Origin of the sequence: Peptacetobacter sp. AB845, assembly GCF_047528295.1 — a bacterium.
Classification (GTDB): Bacteria; Bacillota; Clostridia; order Peptostreptococcales; family Peptostreptococcaceae; genus Peptacetobacter.
The window spans coordinates 1,953,847-1,972,530 of record NZ_CP180001.1 but is presented as its reverse complement, the minus strand read 5'-3'; the positions used below and the strand labels follow the sequence as shown (position 1 = coordinate 1,972,530).

Sequence of the window (18,684 nt, the reverse complement as noted above, 5' to 3'; positions counted from 1 at the left end):
TTGTATAAAGAATAAAAATTTGTATAAAGAATAAAAAAGATAAATATATTACTCACTTAAAAAAGGCTATTGCATTAATTGCAATAGCCTCATCTTTTATTTTTCTTCTTCTTTGTCGTCATTCCCATATAGGAACATAGGTACAGAGTTGAAAATATGCTTATCTCCAACTACTAGTAAAGTATCTCCTTCCATAAATTCTATATATGGACCCGGAGAAATAATAAGTTCATCATTTCTTTTAATGGCAACTATTGTACCGCCAGTATTTTGCCAGAATTTAGTTTTTCCAGCATCTTGACCTATATATTTACACTCTTTAGTAAGTACAAATTGAGCAGGAACAAGAGGGTTTATTATCTCTAGTCTATTTGAATAATCTAAGATTTTATTGATTGTATCTAGAATATTGTCCTCAATTTTTGATTTTGAATCTAAAAGATCGTATAAATCTGACTTATAAGATGAAATGTTTGTAAGGTCTTGATATTTTTTAATAAAAGAAGATGCTTTAGCAGATGAAAGGACTATAACACCCTTTCCTTTAATACTTTTGACAACACCTATGTCTTCAAGTATTTTAACAGAACGTCTAACTGTTTCTGGGGAAACGTTATATTTTCCGGCGAGAACAGAACGACCATATAAAATTGAATTTTCTTCTACTTCACCTGTATATATCTTATTAGCTATATCTAGAGCGATTTTTTGATATATCGGCATTGTGTAATTACTATCCATTAAATCACCCACTTTTAAATAATTATAATACTTTTATTTTATAATATTTTGACAATTTTGTCTAGACATTGGCAACAAATAAAAATGTAACTATGTAAATTTTTTAAAATAAAAAAAGCGAAATAATACAAAATGTTAAATATTTGTATCAAATCGCTTTTTAAAAATTAATGATTAAACATTTAAAAATTCAATAGTTTAGAGTGTATACTATTTTTTAGTTTATAGAAACTATTATTTTTCAGCAGCAACTACACTCATTTCAACAAGTAGATGTTCTCTAGCAAGTCTAGCTTCAACACAAGCTCTAGCTGGTTCGTGTCCTTCTTCTACCCATGCATCCCAAACAGAGTTCATCTGTTCGAAATCTTTCATATCTCTTAAGTATATTGTTACAGAAAGTATGTGTTTTTTATCTGAACCGTAGTTTTCTAATAATTCTTCAACTTTAGCAAGAACACCTTTAGTCTGTTCTATTATATCTCCTTCACCGCAAGTCTGTCCGCATAGATATATAGTATCTTTGTGTTTTACAACTCTGCTCATTCTTCCAGTACCTTCAAATCTTTTTATTGACATTTTATCGTCCTCCTTAAAATAATATGCTATAAAATTATAATATATCTATGAAAAATAATCTAGTACAAGAATAAAATTTAATAAAAATAAGATAAAAAATAATAAATTAATAAAAAAAAGATAATTGAGAAAAATAAATTTAAATTATATTTAATTGAGAATTTTTATCGAGGAAAACGATGTTTAACAATGTTTAGCTTATAAATTAAAAATACTTAATAAAAATGTGTTACTTGACAGAAAATAGGGTAAAATATAAACTAATAAAGGAGTTTGATTTTAATATATAGAGAAAAAATTTTGGGCTAGAATTTAACTATATATTTTAACTATCTATTAAAGTAAAAAATTATAACAGTGAAAAATGTAATTTAAGATTATTTTAAAGGGAAATATAATATAAAATTTAAAGGAAAAATATAATATAAAAAGAGGAGGAAAAATATGGAATCAAGCAATAGATTAAAAGGTGTATTCTTTATAATACTATCTGCAGCCGGATTTGCAGGAATGTCTGCTTTTGTAAAATTAGCAGGAGATTTACCTAGTTTTCAGAAAGTGTTTTTCAGAAATTTAGTGTCTACAGTAATGGCACTTTATCTGATAATAAAGCATAAAGGAAGTTTTACAGGGAAGAAAGAAAATAGAAAACTACTACTTATGAGATCATTATTCGGAACTTTAGGTGTAATATTTAACTTCTATGCAATAGATAAGCTTATATTATCTGATGCAAATATGTTAAACAAAATAAGCCCATTTTTAGTAGTTATTTTAAGTGCAATATTCTTAAAAGAAAAAATAAACACAAAACAGATTACAATGATAATTATTGCATTTGTAGGTGCTTTATTTATAATTAAGCCAACATTTAGTGTGCAAATAGTGCCTTATCTAGCTGGTATACTTGGAGCTATTTCTGCGGCATCTGCATATACTTGCTTAAGAGCTATTGGGAACAAAGAGGATTATTATACAATAGTGTTCTTCTTCTCAGTATTTTCTATAGTTTCAATATTACCTATAGTTGTTATGGTTTATGAGCCTATGACATTTATTCAGCTTGTGTATATGCTTATGGCTGGAGTGTGTGCTAGTATAGGGCAGTTTGGTATAACTTTAGCTTATAGATTTGCTCCTGCAAAGGAAATTTCTATATTCGATTATACAAATATAATATTCTCAGCAATCTTAAGTATAGTTATATTTGGAGCTTATCCAGATAAATGGAGTATACTTGGATATTGTATAGTATTTGCTGCAGCACTTTATATGTTTATGTATAATAGAAAACTAGATAGAGAAGAAAGGGCAAAATCTTAGGAAAAACTTAACAAAATTATCCACAAATAGATTATAATATAATAGAAAAGTCGAAAAATTTATAAAATATAAGTTTGGAGATGTAAAATGAGGAAGTTTAAATTTGGCGGATACGTAGAAAGAAGAAGTGAAATATGGAAACAATAAGGGTAATAAAAAAGCTAAATAGAAATATGAAGATGTTCTTAATTATTAATCTGATTGAATGTTTTGTTATGGGAGTATTCAACACGTTTGTCGGAATATATCTAAAAGAAATTGGATATGGAGAGCATTTTGTAGGATATGTATTGTCTGTAAATACTTTGGTTATAGCGTTTGGCTCTGTTTTTAGTGCATATCTATTGGAAAAAATAGGCAGAAGATATAGTTTTATGTTAGGATTTTTATTTACTGCACTTGGAAGTATAGGAATTATATTTGTTCATAGCAAGATTTTAATACTACTTATGTCTGTTGCAGTTGGATTTGGACTTAGTGTTAGAGCAACAGCAGAGGGAATGTTTATAACGGAAAATACTCCAGAAGAAAATAGGGTTGCTGTCTTTAGTCTTAGTTATGTAATATACAACCTAGGATATGTCTTAGCTACATTTTTAGGTGGAGTGATTTCATCTTATATGGGACATATTGTCGATTCAAAAACAGCAGTTCAGATAATTTTTGTAATATCTACTATTATGTCTTTGATAGCTATAATTCCTATAGCACTTATGAAAGATCCTAAAAACCATATTCCAAGAGATATGAAGGGCTGTTTCAAGGCATATAAAAACATAATGAAGAAAAATGTAATAGCTTTTATGGTATATTATGGAATTATAGGAGTTGGGGCAGGGCTTGTTGTTCCTTTCTTTAGTATATACCTAAAATATAGCATGAATATAAGTGATGCAGTTGTAGGTAGTATTCTATCAATATCTCAGTTTGGTTGTATTGTGGGTGGTATGATTATACCATTTTTAGTATCGAGAATGGGTAGAGCTAGAACAGTTATATTCTGTCAGCTTATTTCTATACCATTTCTACTATCAATAATGTTCCCTCAAGGGCTTATAATGCTTACAATAGCCTTCTTTATGAGAAATGGTCTTATGAATATGGCCACACCTGTTATGCAAAATCTTGAGATGGATCTTATTGAAGAGGATGAAAGAACAAATCTAAGTAGTTTAGCAGCAGTTGTACAAAATCTAAGCAGAGCTATTGGTATTACTGCTGGTGGATTTATTATGGAGAATATTTCTTATAATGCACCTTATTTTGTAACAGTAGTTCTTTATGTGATAGGAGTGCTTATCTTTAGAAAAATTTATAAAAATGATTTAATAGGAAAAAAATAGAAATTAATAAGAAAGACATTCTCATAAACAGAGAATGTCTTTTCTTTAGGGATATAATTAAATTGGTTTTATAGTTAAGTATGTGAGAATACCTACTAACTAGATTAATACTTTAGATTTAAAATCTACTCAAATATTTTTAAATAATCTCCGTATCCTTCTTTTTCCATATCTTCTTTAGGTATGAATCTAAGTGATGCAGAGTTTATGCAGTATCTAAGTCCACCAAGTTCTTCTGGACCGTCATCAAATACATGACCTAAGTGTGAGTTTGACACTCTACTTCTTACTTCTGTTCTCAACATTCCCATAGAGAAATCAGTTCTTTCTGATAAAGAATTGTTTTCTACTGGTTTAGAGAATGCAGGCCAACCACAACCGCTTTCAAATTTATCCTTAGAAGAGAATAAAACTTCTCCTCCAACGACATCTACGTATATTCCTTCTTCAAAGTGGTTAAAGTAGTCATTTTCAAATGGACACTCAGTCATATCATTCTGAGTAACCTCAAACTGAATATCAGTAAGTTTTTCTTTTAATTCATCTCTATCAGGTCTGCTTCCATCCCAAAATGCCTTAACAAAATTGTATCTTCCAGAATTTTTGTAGTACATATTGTAATGTCTAGGTTGTTTTTTGTAGTAATTCTGATGCTCTGGTTCTGCATTATAGAATGTAGTAGCATCAATGATTTCAACTGATATAGGTCTATCAAATCTTTTGCTCTCATCTAATTCTTTTTTAGAGTTTTCTGCTATTTTTCTCTGTTCTTCACCATGAACAAATATAGCAGGTCTGTACTGAGGACCTCTATCAACAAATTGTCCATTAGAATCAGTTGGATCTATCTGTTTCCAGAATACGTCTAATATGTCAGCGTAATCTATTAGAGAGTCATCATAAGTTATTTCAATGGCTTCGTAATGTCCCGTAGTTCCACTGCACACTTCTTTATATGTAGGGTTTTCTGTTTCACCACCTGTGTATCCAGAAACTACCTCAAGTATTCCATCGTATTTAGAGAAGGGCTTTACCATACACCAAAAGCATCCTCCTGCAAATGTAGCTTTTTTTATCATATATTTACACATCCTTTATAATCGTAATTATTAATATACAAGACGAATTGTAATTTATCTTGAAAACTTTAAAATTATCTTATATAAGATATATTCCCAATGAAAATGTTTTTAAACATAAAATAGAGAAATTGTTTAAAATTTATCTTCTTTAAATATAGATGTTTTTATTTTTGAGAAATGATATAATAATATTATTATTAAAATTACAGAAAACTATGAAAAAAGAATAAACTTTTTTATGTTACAAAAGTAAAACACAAAGCATTATAAAACAAAGTGTTATAAATTATAAGAAAAGTATTATAAACAAAATATCATAAAAAAGAAACTATTAAAGAAAGAGATGAAAAAATGGAAAAATTATATTACACAGATAGATACAAAACTGAATTTGATGCAAATGTTGTCGATGTAATAGAAAAAGAAGGAAAATATCTAGTAGAATTAGATCAGACTGCATTTTTCCCAGGTGGTGGAGGACAGTTTTGTGATAAAGGAACTCTAAATGGGGTAGAAGTTGTGGATATGCTTGAAGAAAATGGAAAAGTATATCATATAATAGAAGAAAATTTATCTGAAAAGCAGGTAAAAGGAGTTATAGACTGGGATAGAAGAGAGGACGGTATGCACCAACATTTTGGGCAGCATATACTTTCTGGATGCTTCTTTACAAAATATAATAGAAATACTTGTGGATTCCATTTAGGTGAGGATATAAGTACAGTTGATATAGAAGGTGAATTTACAGATGAGATGCTTTTAGAAGTTGAAAAAATGGCAAACGATGTAATTCGTCAAAATATACACGTAGATATATTTGTACCTTCAAAAGATGAACTAGAGGATACATGGACTAGAAGAAAGCTTCCAGACACAGCTGAGGAAATAAGAATTGTTAGAATAGGTGATTTAGATACCAATGCATGTTGTGGATGCCATCCAGAGTATACAGGAGAGCTAAGACTTTTAAAAATAAAAAGAACAGAAAAATGTAGAAATGCTACAAGAGTAGAGTTTTTAGCTGGAAAAAGAGCAGTTGACTATGTATTAAAAAGGGATGCAGTTATGACAAGTCTTTGTAAACATCTTAGCTGCAACGAAGAAAATATAGAAAAATGTGTTAAAAATATTGAAGAGAAATGTGATGAAATTATACATCAGAAAAATATGCTAGAAGATGAGCTATTAGATTATAGAATTAAGGAATTAGTTGAAAAAGCTGAAATAATAGGTGATATAAAACTTATAAAGGCTGTATTTAAAGATAAGGACAGCAGATATTTAAACAAAATGGTCAAGAAAATTACAGAAAATGAAAAAATGGCTGTTATGTTTTTAAATGAAGTTTCAAATAGGCTAAATGTAGTATTTGCGTATACTGAAGATATAGATGGGCCTAGTATGTCAGATATATTAAGAAGCAATATCTCCATTATAGAAGGAAAAGGTGGAGGAAGTAGATACTCAGCACAGGGTGGCGGAGTAAACAACGGTAGGGCAGATGAATTTATCGAAGAATCTTATAAAATGTTTTTAGCTCATTTTGAGTAGTTTTAATTGGAAAGGTGGAATTTTAAGATGGAAAAATTAACAACTATTATGTATGTATTTTTAGGTTTAGATGTGTTATCAATAGGAATTATGTTCTTATTAAAGAATCTTAGTTCAAACAAGCTTGTTTTTAATGCAATAGGGCTATATATGTTTGTTTTATGTGTTCTATTATTCTCAGTAGTTCCTAGTTCACAGATAGTATTTAAGTTGGTTTCAGCGGCGCTATTTGTTCCAGGAGTTATAGCATTTGTTATGAAGGATAAGGATTTTGGAAAAGCTAGAATACTTATGACTATAACTATAATAGGATCTACAGTAGGACTATTTATGATTAGATAATTAAATAAAAAGGGACTGTTGTATAAAATTGCAATAGTCCCTTTTTAGTATAATCTTTTATAAATTTACTAGCGTAAAGTCGATAAATAAAAATTTACCAAAAACTTTGTTACTATGCGAAGCATATGAGATATAGACAAACTTTTCTCCAGGCTTCGGCGTGCGTGCAAGTGATATGTTTTATTGTAAATAAAATGCACGCCTGCAGATTGTCGAAAGAGTTTTGTCTATATAACTCATATGCTACATACTATCTATAGTTTTGATAAATTTTTATTTATTCGTTTTTTCAAGCTAGTAAATTTATAAAAGATTATGACTAACAAAAGGGACTATTGCAATATTATACTAACAGTCCCTAATTTTTAAATTTTATAATTGTTAAAGTATTTTACATAGCAACATACTTATTTATTTTATAAATGATAATGCTTGTATTTTTAAATTAGTTTTGAGAATACTACAAAGACTATCAGTATAAGTAGTACAGCATAGAATATTTTTATGTATCCGCTTCTTCCTTTGGGAGTAGCGTTTTTTATTTTTTGTTTACGCGCTTTTGTTTTTTGTTCTTTTTTGGCTTGTTCGAATTCTATTATTTTTCCGTCGTTAGTAGTTTTTTTCTTGCCTTCGTATATGTTGACAGTCATAGATTCGCTTAGTTTTTTATCTCTTTTTTCTCTATCTATAGAATTGAAGTCAATTGTTTTCGAATTTTTGTTATCTTTATCCATCGGAAAACCTCCAAATATTTTTTAGTATTATAAAATACTTTATAACTTATTCAAAAATATATCAAGTATATTTATAGGAATTTGTTCGAAAGTTAAGTAGAAAAAAATTATACAAATTTAATAAAATTATTATTAAAAAATCGAACAAAAATCTTGAAATCGAACATATGTGTGATATAATATAATTAACAAGAGGAACAGATGTTCTATAAAAGAACAGAACAATTTTACTAAAAGATGTTTGCAAATATAATAAATTGGGAATAATAACATACATAAAATTTTTTTTGAGGAGAGGATTTTATCATGGAAAGAGAAAGAACATTAAGAGAAATAACTTTTTCAAATTTAGAACACGGAGAAGTAACTTTATACGAGTTAAATGAGATATATAAACAATTAGGATTTTATTTTGAAGTAAAAAGAGGGCAGTTCAAAGGAATGAAAAAAGAAAGGGTCCATTAATACACAGAGCTAGAGAATTGAAATAATCGCAAATCTGTGGTAAAATTAAAAAGATTTAAAATAGCTACAGATACGGAGGTTTAAAATATGGAAGCATATAAAGAACAATTTATAGACTTTATGGTAGAAAGTAAAGTATTAAAATTTGGAGAATTTACTTTAAAAAGTGGAAGAAAATCACCATTCTTCATGAACGCTGGTGCTTATGTAACAGGTTCACAGTTAAAAAGACTTGGAGAATACTACGCTAAAGCTATACACGATAAATATGGCGATGATTTCGATGTATTATTTGGACCAGCTTACAAAGGTATACCACTAGGTGTAGTAACAGCGATTGCATATAGCGAATTATACGGAAAAGAAGTACGTTATTGCTCAGATAGAAAAGAAGTTAAAGATCATGGTGCTGACAAAGGTGGATTCCTTGGAAGCGAACTTCAGGATGGCGATAGAGTAATAATGATAGAAGACGTAACTACATCTGGAAAATCTATGGAAGAAACAGTTCCAAAAGTAAGAGGTGCAGCAAATGTTGAAATAGTAGGACTTATGGTATCTTTAGACCGTATGGAAATAGGAAAAGGCGGAGTAAAATGTGCTTTAGATGAAGTAAAAGAATTATACGGATTCGATACAAATGCTATAGTAACAATGGCAGAAGTTGTAGAATACTTATACAACAAACCATGCAACGGTGAAATAGTAATAAATGATGAAATAAAAGCTGCTATAGACGAATACTACAAACAGTATGGAGCAAAAAAATAATTTTTAATATATTGGGACGATTGTAATAATTTACAACCGTCCCTTTTTTAATATAATTTATTATGAATTTAGTGATTTAACAGAAATTCATGTGATAACAAATAAAACAAAATTAGGACAAGAGGTATAACTGCTCAAAAAGCGACAATACTGCAAGCGCCCCACAACCGCTAAATGTGTTACTCTAACGGAGGTGGGGCGCTGAAGCCTGGAGCAAAGAGCAGTTATTCTCTTGTCATGTTTTTTTATGCAAATATCACAAATTTCGCAACTAATGTTATTATAGGTAAACTTATCGCTGTTCTAACTAAGAATACTACAAGTAAATCCTTTAGATTTAGTGGTATATCTGACTTAAGAACAACAGCACCTGTTTCTGTTAAATATATCAGCTGAGATATTGATAAAACACCGATTATAAACTTAGTAACCTCAGATATTCCATCAACTGATACCATTATAGAAGGTAGGAACATGTCTGTAAATCCTACTAAAACTGCTGGAGCAGCTTCTACTGCATTTGGTATAGCAAGTAATTTAAGTATAAATACTATTGGATAAGATATTATTGTAAAGAATGGAGTGTATTCAGCAACGATAAGTGCTAGAGTACCCCAAGCCATAACAAGTGGAAGTAATCCAAAGTACATATCTATAACAGTCTTGCATCCGTTTAATACTATATCTCCAAAAGAAGGAGAAGTTTCAGCTCTTTCAACTGCCTTTTTAAGTCCGAATGCAAATATATTTTCTCCCTTAGGTATAACCTCTTCTTTAAGATGTTCAACACCCATATAAGTAGTATCTTCAAACTTATTAAGAGGATATATTCTAGGCATTATAAGTGCACAAGCTAATGAAGCTAGACAAACTGTACCGTAGAATGGAACAAATATATCCATAAATCCAAGCTGGTCAGCTATTACTGTAGAGAATGGAAGTGAAACTAGTGAGAAACAAACTGCTATTATTGACGCTTCTTTAGCAGTATAGAATCCCTGTTTGTACTGAGTATCAGTTATCATAATTCCAAGTGTACCATCTCCAAGCCAAGAAGATATAGCATCTATTGCAGATCTTCCAGGAACTTTGAAAAGCTTATACATAAACTTAGATATTAAAGTACCAAATAAATCCATTAACCCAAAGTCAACAACTAGAGGAAGTAGGAAACCTGATACTAAGAATATAGCAAGTAAGCTTGGAAGCACACCTATCATAGTACCTCCTGTTACATCAGAATGTATAAATTCTGGGCCTACTTTAAATATAGTCATGAAAATAAATATTGCACCTAGTATTCTAAATGTCAACCAGAATGGCGAAACCTCAAGAACACTTCTTAAAAAATCATTTTTAATTTTTACAAATTTACTCATAATAGAGAATATTGCAGATGCGATAATCACTACAAGTGCGATGTAGTTCATATAATCGGCAAGTAAAATTTTTATAAGCTCAGCTAAAAAACCTATCCCTATATTTACCGATGAAAGACCTTCAATAGGGAACATGCTTCCGTATGGCAGTGGTATTATGAAAAGAATCATACCAAATAGCGACGGAATAAAGAATTTAAAAAATCCACTAGCTGTTATGGATTTTTTATTCTTGTTATTACTCAAAATAATCCCTCCTAAAAACTTAAAATTTAAATATTTTTTGAAAAATGTTTTTTATTAATAAATATTCTAAAAATAAAATTGACTTTTTAAAATAAATCTATCCTAGAGCATAATAAAATAAATTTAAACAACATTAAAAAAGCCTTTGAAAAAACTTTCAAAAGCTAAGTATAAGTTTATCGTATTTTTGTGATAAAGTCAACGAAAATAGTGTATAATTGTAATTAACAATGAAAACTTGAACTGACAATTAAAGTTGAAGTGAAAAATTTATAATATTGGCGATAATAAAAAATTAGCGATAATTTTAAATCAGAAAGGATTGGTTTGATGATACTTATAAAAAATGGTAGACTTGTAAACCCTGCGACTAACACAGATGAAGTAATGGATGTCGCAATAAAAAATGGAAAAATATTAAAAGTAGGAAAAGGAATTGAAGAGAATGGATTTGAAAAAGTAATCGATGCATCTGGTAAAATAGTAGCTCCAGGACTTATAGATGTACACGTTCACTTTAGAGATCCAGGATTTGAGCATAAAGAAGACTTATTAACAGGTTCTGCATCAGCAGCAAAAGGCGGATTCACTACTGTTGTCTGCATGGCAAACACTAAACCTGTTGTAGATAGCGTTGAAGTATTAAACTATGTGCAGAACAAAGCAGAATTAGTTCCGATAAATATAGTTCAGGCTGCTGCAATAACAAAAGGATTCTTAGGAAAAGAATTAGTAGATATGAAAACTCTTAAAGAAGCTGGAGCACTAGGATTTACAGATGATGGACTTCCAATAAACGACACAGCTCTTGTAATGAAAGCTATGGAAATGGCAAAAGAATTAGATGTGCCACTAAGTTTCCATGAAGAAGATCCTTCATTAATAGGAAATCCTGGTGTAAACGCAGGAGAAGTTGCAAAAGAATTAGGTCTTGTAGGTGCTCCAAACGTAGCAGAAGACGTAATGGTTGCTAGAGATTGTATGATGGCTATGAAAACAGGAGCTAAAGTTGATATACAGCATATAAGCTCAGGAAATTCTGTTGATATGGTTAGATTTGCAAAACAGCATGGTGCAAGAGTGTACGCAGAAGCATCTCCACATCATTTTACATTAACAGAAGACGCTGTTAGAGAGCACAAAACATTTGCAAAAATGAATCCACCTCTAAGAACAGCTTGGGATAGAGATAAAATAATAGAAGGTTTAAAAGACAATACAATAGAAATAATAGCTACAGACCACGCACCTCACACAACTGAGGAAAAAACTGGTGAATTCCAGAATTGCCCAAGTGGAATAATAGGACTAGAAACTTCTTTAGCATTAGGAATAATGTCTTTAGTAAATGCAGGACATCTTACATACCTTCAGTTAATGGAAAAAATGTCTGTTAAACCAGCTGAATTATACAACTTAGATACTGCAAACATAGCAGAAGGAAAACCAGCAGATATAGTAATATTTGATCCTAATGAAAAATGGATAGCAGGTGACTATGCTTCAAAAGCAGAAAATACTCCATTTACAGGAATGGAAATGACAGGTAAAGTAAAATACACTATATGCAATGGAAGAATAGCTTACGAAGATAAATAAAAATTTACTGAAAATAAAAGATTATAATTAAAATTAAAAAAAGTAAAAGATTACATATAAGAGTAAACTTAATAAGAAATAGAAAAAGGTGCTGTTTTAAGAGTGTTTTATACATTCTTTGGCAGCACCATATTTATAGATATATACTTTTTATAGAGGAATAGTAATTTATTAAGGGGGAATAGAAATGATAGTATACTTTACAGGTACTGGAAATAGCAAATACATAGCAGAAAAAATAGCAAAAATAACAGAAGATGAACTAATAGACTCTACAAAATACATAAAAAACAACGAAAATCCTACTCTTAACTCAGAAAAACCATTTGTATTTGTCTGTCCAACTTATGGTTGGAGAATTCCGAGAGTATTTTATGAATTTATAAGAAAATCAAATTTTGAAGGAAGTAAAAAAGCATACTTTGTTATGAACTGTGGAAGCGATATAGGAAATGCAGAGGAAACAATATCAATATTATGTAAAGAAAAAAGTTTTGAATTTATGGGTATCAAAGAAATTATAATGCCTGAAAACTATATAGCGATGTTCCCAGTTCCAAGCGAAGAAGAATCAAAATCAATAATACAAAAAGCTGATCCTATTATAGAAAAAGCAGCCTATGAGATAAAAGAATGTAAGAAATTTGAAGAGAGAAAACTAAGAGCATTTGACAAAGCAAAGAGTGGATTTGTAAACAATATATTCTATAAAAAATTTGTAAAGGCAGATAAATTCTACGCAAAAGATAGTTGTATAGGTTGTGGAAAATGCGAGGAACTTTGTATGCTAAACAATATAAAATTAGTGGATAATAAGCCAATTTGGGGAAGTGATTGCACACATTGTATGGCTTGTATCTGCAATTGTCCTGTTGAAGCTATCGAATACGGAAAGAAAAGTGTAGGAAAGAGAAGATACCTTTGCAAATAGAAAAATTTCTGATAATGTAATAATAGAATTCTTTAAATCGAAAGGAGGATATTATGCTTACGATAGGAATTTGCGATGACGAAAAAGAAATAAGAGAAAAAATAAAAAATGTGGTTGAAAAGACTATGTTTGACGACGATAGAGATTATAGAATAAAAACATTTTCTTCTGGTGAAGAGCTGCTACAGGAAAATGTTGGTGAGATAGATATACTGTTTTTGGATATACTTATGGGCGATATAAATGGAATGGATACCGCTAGAAAAATAAGAGAAAACGATAAAAATATGGAGATAATTTTTATCACATCGTTAGTGGATTATATATCTGATGGATATGAAGTGAGAGCGTATAGGTATCTATTAAAGCCAGTGGACGAGGAGATAGTAGCAAAACATTTAAAATCGTGTATCAAAGATGTAGAGGATAGCAAGGGAAAGTATATAGTTGTAAAATCTGATGATGGGATTAAGAAAATATATCAGAGGGATATACTTTATCTTGAGGCTTTAAACAGAAAAGTAATCATTCACTCAGAAAAGGGAAACAGTGAAACAAGACAGACTCTCTCTGAAATAAGAAATGACTTAGACTCGAATATGTTCTATCAATGTCAAAAGAGCTTTATTGTAAACCTTGATTATATAAATAAAATCAAAGGATATACAGCTGTTTTAGACAATGGTGAAGACATACCAATTGGAAGAACTAAGTACAAGGATCTCAAAGAAAAATTTTTCTGGCGCTTAGGCGGTGGTAATTAGTGGAAAAAATATTTAGAGAACTTATATATCTATTTAGTGTAGTTAATGTATTTTTCATATTTAACACGGTAGTTGAATATAAAAGAGACGCACAAATATCTAAAAAAAGAAATATAATAGTGCAGCTTTTTTTGGTACTTGTTACATATATATTGGTAAGAGCAATTGGAATATGGGAGATATATATAGGAAGTGGATTTTTACCGTATAGAAAAATGGTATTTAGAGATTTTTTAGTTAATCTGCTTTCGATTGGAGCATTTAAAGGTGTAAAGGTAGTAATATGGACATTCAATATATTATTTTTACTACTTTTAGCAAAAGTTTATAAGAAAGAATACAATATAAGTTGCATAAAATCAGCCTTTTTATTCGTAATGACTACAAAATACCTTTCACTAATATGCGATATTATAATTCCAAGAATACTATTTATAATTTGGAAAAAGGACTCTATTTCTTCAGAAATGGTTACAAAATTGAGCTTGCAAGAATGGAACTGGTTTGATTTTTCTGTTATAGCAATAGCTTTTCTTGTATTTCTATTTATGCTTGGAATTGTAAAGATTATAAAAAAATTGGTAAACAATAACAGAGTATATGTGTATGGGATAAATATACTACTGATGAACGTAATAATATTATTCGTTTTAGAGTTTTTAAACGTAATTTCTATAGGAAAAATAGGTTTTATATATGGAGAATTATTGACATCAGAAAGGCATTTATTACAAATACAGGTGCTTCCAGATTTGATTTTCTTAAATCTAATAATGACCATATATCTAGTTATTATGATTAAAAAGGAAAATGACGAAAGAGCAAAGCAAGATTTGATGAATAGCAAACTAAAACTTCAAGAAGAATACTATTCTAGCCTTGAAGAATCTCAGATGCAGGTGAGAAAATTGTACCACGATATGAAAAATCATCTTGAAAATATAAGTAATCTCAATCAAAACAGCGAAGAATCAAGGCAGTATATAGATGAATTGAAGGATCAATTAAATAATAGCAATGATGTAAAAAGTACTGGAAACGCTATAGTAGATATAATTTTGAACGAAAAGAAAAAAGTTTGTATCAGAGAAGGTATAGATTTTGAAATTAATGTAAACTCTAAGGATTTGAGCTTTATGAAGAACGCAGATATATCTAACATTTTCTCAAATGTGCTAAACAATGCAATTGAAGCTTGTCAAAAGATTGAAAACAAGGAGAAATATATCAAGCTTGAGGCGTATAAGATAAAGCGGTACTATGTAATATACTGTGAAAACAGTAAAATAAATAAGATAAAAAGAGCAGGAAGTAGATTTATCACGGAGAAAAAGGACGATTTTGTTCATGGAATAGGAATTAGAAGCATTGAAACATCTGCAAAAGTGTATGATGGAGATGTTGTGATAGACTACGATGATGATAAATTTATGATAAAAATATTAATACCTTTAAATTAATGGAAATGGAGGGGCTGTTGTATAAATTACAACAGTCCTTTTATTATGCTAATCTTTTATAAATTTACTATCTGTATAATAGTGGATAAATCAAAATTTACCAAAAACTTTGTCACTATGCGAAGCATATGAGATATAGACAAACTCTTCTCCAGGCTTCGACGCGTAAGCGAAAAGCAGTTTTGTTGTAGTTAAAACACGCGTCTACAGATTGTCGAAAGAGTTTTGTCTATATAACTCATATGCTACATACACTATCAATAGTTTGTTAAATTTTGATTTTATCCACTTTTTTAGTTAGTAAATTTATAAAAGATTATGACTAATAAAAGAAACTTGTTGCAATGTTATACTAACAGCTCCAAAATTTTTTGAAAATCTTACAGTTTGTAAACTTATTGAAATATTAGAATAAAGCAACCACACTTTACTTTTGAATAGATTTGTAATTTTGATGTTGATCAATCGTGTAACTGTTAAAGTATCTTGTATTACAGTCAACTTTTATTGTTTAATCTTTTATGAATTTAGTATGTAATTAGAGAATTTTATACAGTTTTTTTACCGTTTAGGCACATTTTCATACCATTCGCGCACAATTTAATTATTTAAGAAAATAAAATGATAATATGATTTTATCGAATAGTTAAATGAGGAGTGTGAATAAATATGGTATTTAGTAGCTTGCTTTTTATATTTTTATTTTTACCGATAACACTTTTAATGTATTATGGGGCAAAAGATAAGTGGAAAAATATAGTTCTTTTTATAATGAGTTTACTTTTTTATGCGTGGGGAGAGCCTGTGTATATCTTACTTATGATATTTTCAACAATTGTCGACTACACACATGGAATGAAAGTAGAAGAAAATTTAAATAAAGGAAATAGAAAAAAGGCATTTAGATATGTAATATCTTCGGCGATTATTAATCTTAGTTTGCTTGGATTTTTCAAATATGCAGATTTTATAGTATCTAATGTAAATATTGTATTCAATACAAATATTCCTTTACTTCATTTACCTCTTCCAATAGGGATATCATTCTATACATTCCAGACAATGTCATACACAATAGATATTTACAGAGGAGATGCAAAGGCTCAAAAAAGTGTGATAGATTTTGGAACTTATGTTGCATTATTCCCTCAGCTTGTAGCAGGACCTATAGTACGCTACCAGACTGTGGCAGACCAAATTAATAAAAGAACTCATTCAGAAGAAAAATTTGCTGATGGTGTAAATAGATTTTGTATAGGTTTAGGGAAAAAAGTCATATTATCTAATCAATTGGCTGTTGTAGCAGATGGAGTGTTTAATGCAGCTATTGGAAATATATCAGTATTGGAATCGTGGTTGGGGATAATCTGCTATACATTACAAATATATTTTGATTTTAGTGGATATTCAGATATGGCTATTGGTCTTGGAAAAATGTTTGGATTTGATTTTTTAGAGAACTTCAATTATCCATATATATCTAAAAGTATTTCAGAGTTTTGGAGAAGATGGCACATATCTTTAGGAAGTTGGTTTAGAGATTATGTTTATATACCACTAGGTGGAAGTAGGGTATCGAAGTTAAAAATATATAGAAATATATTTGTAGTCTGGTTCTTGACAGGAATGTGGCATGGAGCAGAATGGACATTTGTAATATGGGGACTTTTATATGGATTGATAATAGCAATGGAGAGAGCCTTTTTGAATGAATGGCTAGAAAAAAGGTCTAATATTTTCAGACATGTATATGTATTAGCTACAGTCACATTATTGTTTGTAATCTTTAGATCTTTAACGATTGGAGATGCAATAGAATTTTACAAAGTTATGTTTGGGTTATCAAACAATCCAATAGCAAGTAATCAATTATACATATACATCATAGACTATTGGTATGTGATAATAGCAGCTATGATACTATCAACTCCAGTAGTAAAAAGAGCGAAAGAATATATAAATTCAAAAATCAATGTAAATGAAAGTAAGAGTTTACAGATTTTATACGGATTAAGCCTTTGTATGTGCGTATTAGTATCTACAATAATGCTTTGTAGCTCTACATACAATCCGTTTTTATATTTTAGATTCTAAAAAAGAATATTGAAGGGAGAATAATTGAAAAATGAAAAAGAATAGATATATAATAATTCCTTTTTTGATTATAATATTTACATTTTTTGTATTTAATATAGCTTTTCCAGATAAAGAATACAGTACAGTAGAAAATAGAACTTTGAGCAAAAGACCGAGTTTAGAAAATGTAGAGGGCAAAAAATTTTCTAAAGAATATGAAGACTATTACAATGACCAATTTGTATTTAGAGATTTTTTAATAGGTGTAAATACAGTTACAGACTATATTTTAAATAAGACAGAAGTAGGAAATTACTATGTTGTAGATGACAACTGGATTTTGGGAAAGTTTCCAAATGTATTTAATGAAAAGCGACTTAATAGATATTCAAATGCTATAAATAAATTGGCTAAGGTTGGAAAAATTGAAGGTAAAGATGTTTATTTTGCTATGACACCACATAAAACTAATGTACTTAAACATATTTATCCCAAATATGTAGAAACGAGCAGTATAGATAAAAATATTAAGGGATTTGAGGATAAGCTTAATAAGGAAGTTGTAAATTATATAGAGATGGATGACTATATGATGAATAAATTTAGTAAAAAAGAATTGGAAAGCATGTATTTTAAAACTGACCACCATTGGAATGGTAAAGGGGCATTTGAAGGATTTAAAAGAATTATAGAAGAGATGGATTTGGATGTAAGTTCAGAAAATTTAAAAAATATTTTCGATAAGTATAAAGAAATAACTGTGGATAGTAAAAAATTTAAGGGTAGTTATAACAAAAATATATGTATGGTTGTAAGAGAAAAGGAGTACCCAGATTATTTTACTATTAAAGAAAATAAAAATAACAATGCTGAATACTTTTTAAATGGAGAAAAAGTTAAAGAAGAAGATGTAATCGCTACGAGTAGACATGAAAAAGAGTGGGATTATGGAGGAGCATATTCTCGTGGAGCACAGATGAATATATTAAAAATAAAGAATGATGATGCGTTTTCGAATAAAAAGATATTGGTGATTAGAGATTCTATGCAAGGAGCGACTACTTGGCTATTTAGAGATTTCTTTAAAGAAACAGAATTAGTTGATCCTAGAAATATAACAGATATCAAAAAAAGTTATACAGAAATTATAAAAGAGAGCGATGCAGATATAGTATTGTTTATGTTTAATAGTTCGGGATTTGATTCTATGATAAATGAAATGATAAAAAAAGGTATATAAAATTACCGTTCAGGCACATTTTTATACCATTCAGACAAAATTTAGAATATAGAAAAAA

General features: G+C 29.4%; 17 protein-coding genes. 12 read left to right on the top strand and 5 right to left on the bottom strand.

Features of this window, described 5'->3' with window-relative positions; genetic code table 11:
- Positions 1–96 precede the first annotated feature (96 nt).
- Positions 97–741, bottom strand: coding sequence for a TrkA C-terminal domain-containing protein (locus ACK2WO_RS09315; RefSeq protein ID WP_414697608.1), 645 nt, complete (start codon positions 739–741; stop codon positions 97–99).
- Between the two features lie 234 nt (positions 742–975).
- Positions 976–1,320 (bottom strand): RidA family protein, encoded by a 345-nt coding sequence (locus tag ACK2WO_RS09310; protein ID WP_006440265.1) that lies wholly within the window; start codon positions 1,318–1,320, stop codon positions 976–978.
- Between the two features lie 444 nt (positions 1,321–1,764).
- Between ACK2WO_RS09310 and ACK2WO_RS09305 the strand changes: the two genes are divergently transcribed.
- Positions 1,765–2,643 carry a DMT family transporter gene (locus tag ACK2WO_RS09305; protein WP_414697607.1) on the top strand — a complete coding sequence of 293 codons (879 nt, stop codon included), beginning with the start codon at positions 1,765–1,767 and terminating at the stop codon, positions 2,641–2,643.
- A gap of 134 nt (positions 2,644–2,777) precedes the next feature.
- Positions 2,778–3,986 carry an MFS transporter gene (locus ACK2WO_RS09300; protein ID WP_414697606.1) on the top strand — a complete coding sequence of 403 codons (1,209 nt, stop codon included), beginning with the start codon at positions 2,778–2,780 and terminating at the stop codon, positions 3,984–3,986.
- 125 nt (positions 3,987–4,111) lie between these two features.
- Here ACK2WO_RS09300 and msrA read toward each other — a convergent pair whose 3' ends face one another.
- Complete coding sequence (gene msrA / locus ACK2WO_RS09295) at positions 4,112–5,065, bottom strand: peptide-methionine (S)-S-oxide reductase MsrA (RefSeq protein ID WP_414697605.1); 954 nt, start codon at positions 5,063–5,065, stop codon at positions 4,112–4,114.
- Positions 5,066–5,419: 354 nt separating this feature from the next.
- On the opposite strand from msrA, the gene ACK2WO_RS09290 reads away from it, so the two are divergent.
- Together ACK2WO_RS09290 and ACK2WO_RS09285 are read left to right on the top strand one after the other, a co-directional pair.
- On the top strand, positions 5,420–6,619 hold the full coding sequence (locus tag ACK2WO_RS09290) for an alanyl-tRNA editing protein (protein WP_414697604.1): 1,200 nt from the start codon (positions 5,420–5,422) through the stop codon (positions 6,617–6,619).
- Between the two features lie 27 nt (positions 6,620–6,646).
- On the top strand, positions 6,647–6,961 hold the full coding sequence (locus ACK2WO_RS09285; RefSeq protein WP_414697603.1) for a hypothetical protein: 315 nt from the start codon (positions 6,647–6,649) through the stop codon (positions 6,959–6,961).
- 440 nt (positions 6,962–7,401) lie between these two features.
- Here ACK2WO_RS09285 and ACK2WO_RS09280 read toward each other — a convergent pair whose 3' ends face one another.
- Positions 7,402–7,695, bottom strand: coding sequence for a hypothetical protein (locus ACK2WO_RS09280; RefSeq protein ID WP_414697602.1), 294 nt, complete (start codon positions 7,693–7,695; stop codon positions 7,402–7,404).
- Between the two features lie 306 nt (positions 7,696–8,001).
- On the opposite strand from ACK2WO_RS09280, the gene ACK2WO_RS09275 reads away from it, so the two are divergent.
- Positions 8,002–8,160: a hypothetical protein gene (locus tag ACK2WO_RS09275; RefSeq protein ID WP_414697601.1), complete on the top strand. Its 159-nt coding sequence runs from the start codon at positions 8,002–8,004 to the stop codon at positions 8,158–8,160.
- Positions 8,161–8,247: 87 nt separating this feature from the next.
- Entirely contained in the window at positions 8,248–8,931 is a 684-nt protein-coding gene (gene pyrE, locus ACK2WO_RS09270; protein ID WP_006440274.1) for an orotate phosphoribosyltransferase, read from the top strand.
- A gap of 245 nt (positions 8,932–9,176) precedes the next feature.
- Here the strand turns inward: pyrE and ACK2WO_RS09265 are convergent, their stop codons facing one another.
- Positions 9,177–10,556 carry a YjiH family protein gene (locus tag ACK2WO_RS09265; RefSeq protein ID WP_414697600.1) on the bottom strand — a complete coding sequence of 460 codons (1,380 nt, stop codon included), beginning with the start codon at positions 10,554–10,556 and terminating at the stop codon, positions 9,177–9,179.
- Positions 10,557–10,886: 330 nt separating this feature from the next.
- On the opposite strand from ACK2WO_RS09265, the gene ACK2WO_RS09260 reads away from it, so the two are divergent.
- The 6 genes from ACK2WO_RS09260 (at position 10,887) to ACK2WO_RS09235 (ending at position 18,626) form a co-directional block, all read left to right on the top strand.
- Complete coding sequence (locus ACK2WO_RS09260; protein WP_414697599.1) at positions 10,887–12,155, top strand: dihydroorotase; 1,269 nt, start codon at positions 10,887–10,889, stop codon at positions 12,153–12,155.
- Between the two features lie 187 nt (positions 12,156–12,342).
- Positions 12,343–13,086 carry an EFR1 family ferrodoxin gene (locus tag ACK2WO_RS09255; RefSeq protein ID WP_414697598.1) on the top strand — a complete coding sequence of 248 codons (744 nt, stop codon included), beginning with the start codon at positions 12,343–12,345 and terminating at the stop codon, positions 13,084–13,086.
- 53 nt (positions 13,087–13,139) lie between these two features.
- Complete coding sequence (locus ACK2WO_RS09250) at positions 13,140–13,850, top strand: LytR/AlgR family response regulator transcription factor (protein WP_414697597.1); 711 nt, start codon at positions 13,140–13,142, stop codon at positions 13,848–13,850.
- A complete protein-coding gene (locus tag ACK2WO_RS09245; protein WP_414697596.1) occupies positions 13,850–15,310 on the top strand; it encodes a GHKL domain-containing protein in 1,461 nt (486 codons plus the stop codon). The genes ACK2WO_RS09250 and ACK2WO_RS09245 overlap by 1 nt, the downstream gene beginning before the upstream one ends.
- A gap of 669 nt (positions 15,311–15,979) precedes the next feature.
- The gene (locus tag ACK2WO_RS09240) at positions 15,980–17,404 is read left to right on the top strand and encodes an MBOAT family O-acyltransferase (protein ID WP_414697595.1); all 1,425 of its coding nucleotides are present in this window, start codon (positions 15,980–15,982) and stop codon (positions 17,402–17,404) included.
- A 31-nt stretch (positions 17,405–17,435) separates the two neighbouring features.
- A complete protein-coding gene (locus ACK2WO_RS09235) occupies positions 17,436–18,626 on the top strand; it encodes a DHHW family protein (protein ID WP_414697594.1) in 1,191 nt (396 codons plus the stop codon).
- Positions 18,627–18,684 lie beyond the last annotated feature (58 nt).

Bases quoted from the DNA above. Each gene is read 5' to 3' on its own strand.
- ACK2WO_RS09315 (WP_414697608.1), bottom strand. From the start codon at position 741: ATGGATAGTAATTACACAATGCCGATATATCAAAAAATCGCTCTAGAT.
- ACK2WO_RS09310 (WP_006440265.1), bottom strand. From the start codon at position 1,320: ATGTCAATAAAAAGATTTGAAGGTACTGGAAGAATGAGCAGAGTTGTA.
- ACK2WO_RS09305 (WP_414697607.1), top strand. From the start codon at position 1,765: ATGGAATCAAGCAATAGATTAAAAGGTGTATTCTTTATAATACTATCT.
- ACK2WO_RS09300 (WP_414697606.1), top strand. From the start codon at position 2,778: ATGGAAACAATAAGGGTAATAAAAAAGCTAAATAGAAATATGAAGATG.
- msrA (WP_414697605.1), bottom strand. From the start codon at position 5,065: ATGATAAAAAAAGCTACATTTGCAGGAGGATGCTTTTGGTGTATGGTA.
- ACK2WO_RS09290 (WP_414697604.1), top strand. From the start codon at position 5,420: ATGGAAAAATTATATTACACAGATAGATACAAAACTGAATTTGATGCA.
- ACK2WO_RS09285 (WP_414697603.1), top strand. From the start codon at position 6,647: ATGGAAAAATTAACAACTATTATGTATGTATTTTTAGGTTTAGATGTG.
- ACK2WO_RS09280 (WP_414697602.1), bottom strand. From the start codon at position 7,695: ATGGATAAAGATAACAAAAATTCGAAAACAATTGACTTCAATTCTATA.
- ACK2WO_RS09275 (WP_414697601.1), top strand. From the start codon at position 8,002: ATGGAAAGAGAAAGAACATTAAGAGAAATAACTTTTTCAAATTTAGAA.
- pyrE (WP_006440274.1), top strand. From the start codon at position 8,248: ATGGAAGCATATAAAGAACAATTTATAGACTTTATGGTAGAAAGTAAA.
- ACK2WO_RS09260 (WP_414697599.1), top strand. From the start codon at position 10,887: ATGATACTTATAAAAAATGGTAGACTTGTAAACCCTGCGACTAACACA.
- ACK2WO_RS09255 (WP_414697598.1), top strand. From the start codon at position 12,343: ATGATAGTATACTTTACAGGTACTGGAAATAGCAAATACATAGCAGAA.
- ACK2WO_RS09250 (WP_414697597.1), top strand. From the start codon at position 13,140: ATGCTTACGATAGGAATTTGCGATGACGAAAAAGAAATAAGAGAAAAA.
- ACK2WO_RS09240 (WP_414697595.1), top strand. From the start codon at position 15,980: ATGGTATTTAGTAGCTTGCTTTTTATATTTTTATTTTTACCGATAACA.
- ACK2WO_RS09235 (WP_414697594.1), top strand. From the start codon at position 17,436: ATGAAAAAGAATAGATATATAATAATTCCTTTTTTGATTATAATATTT.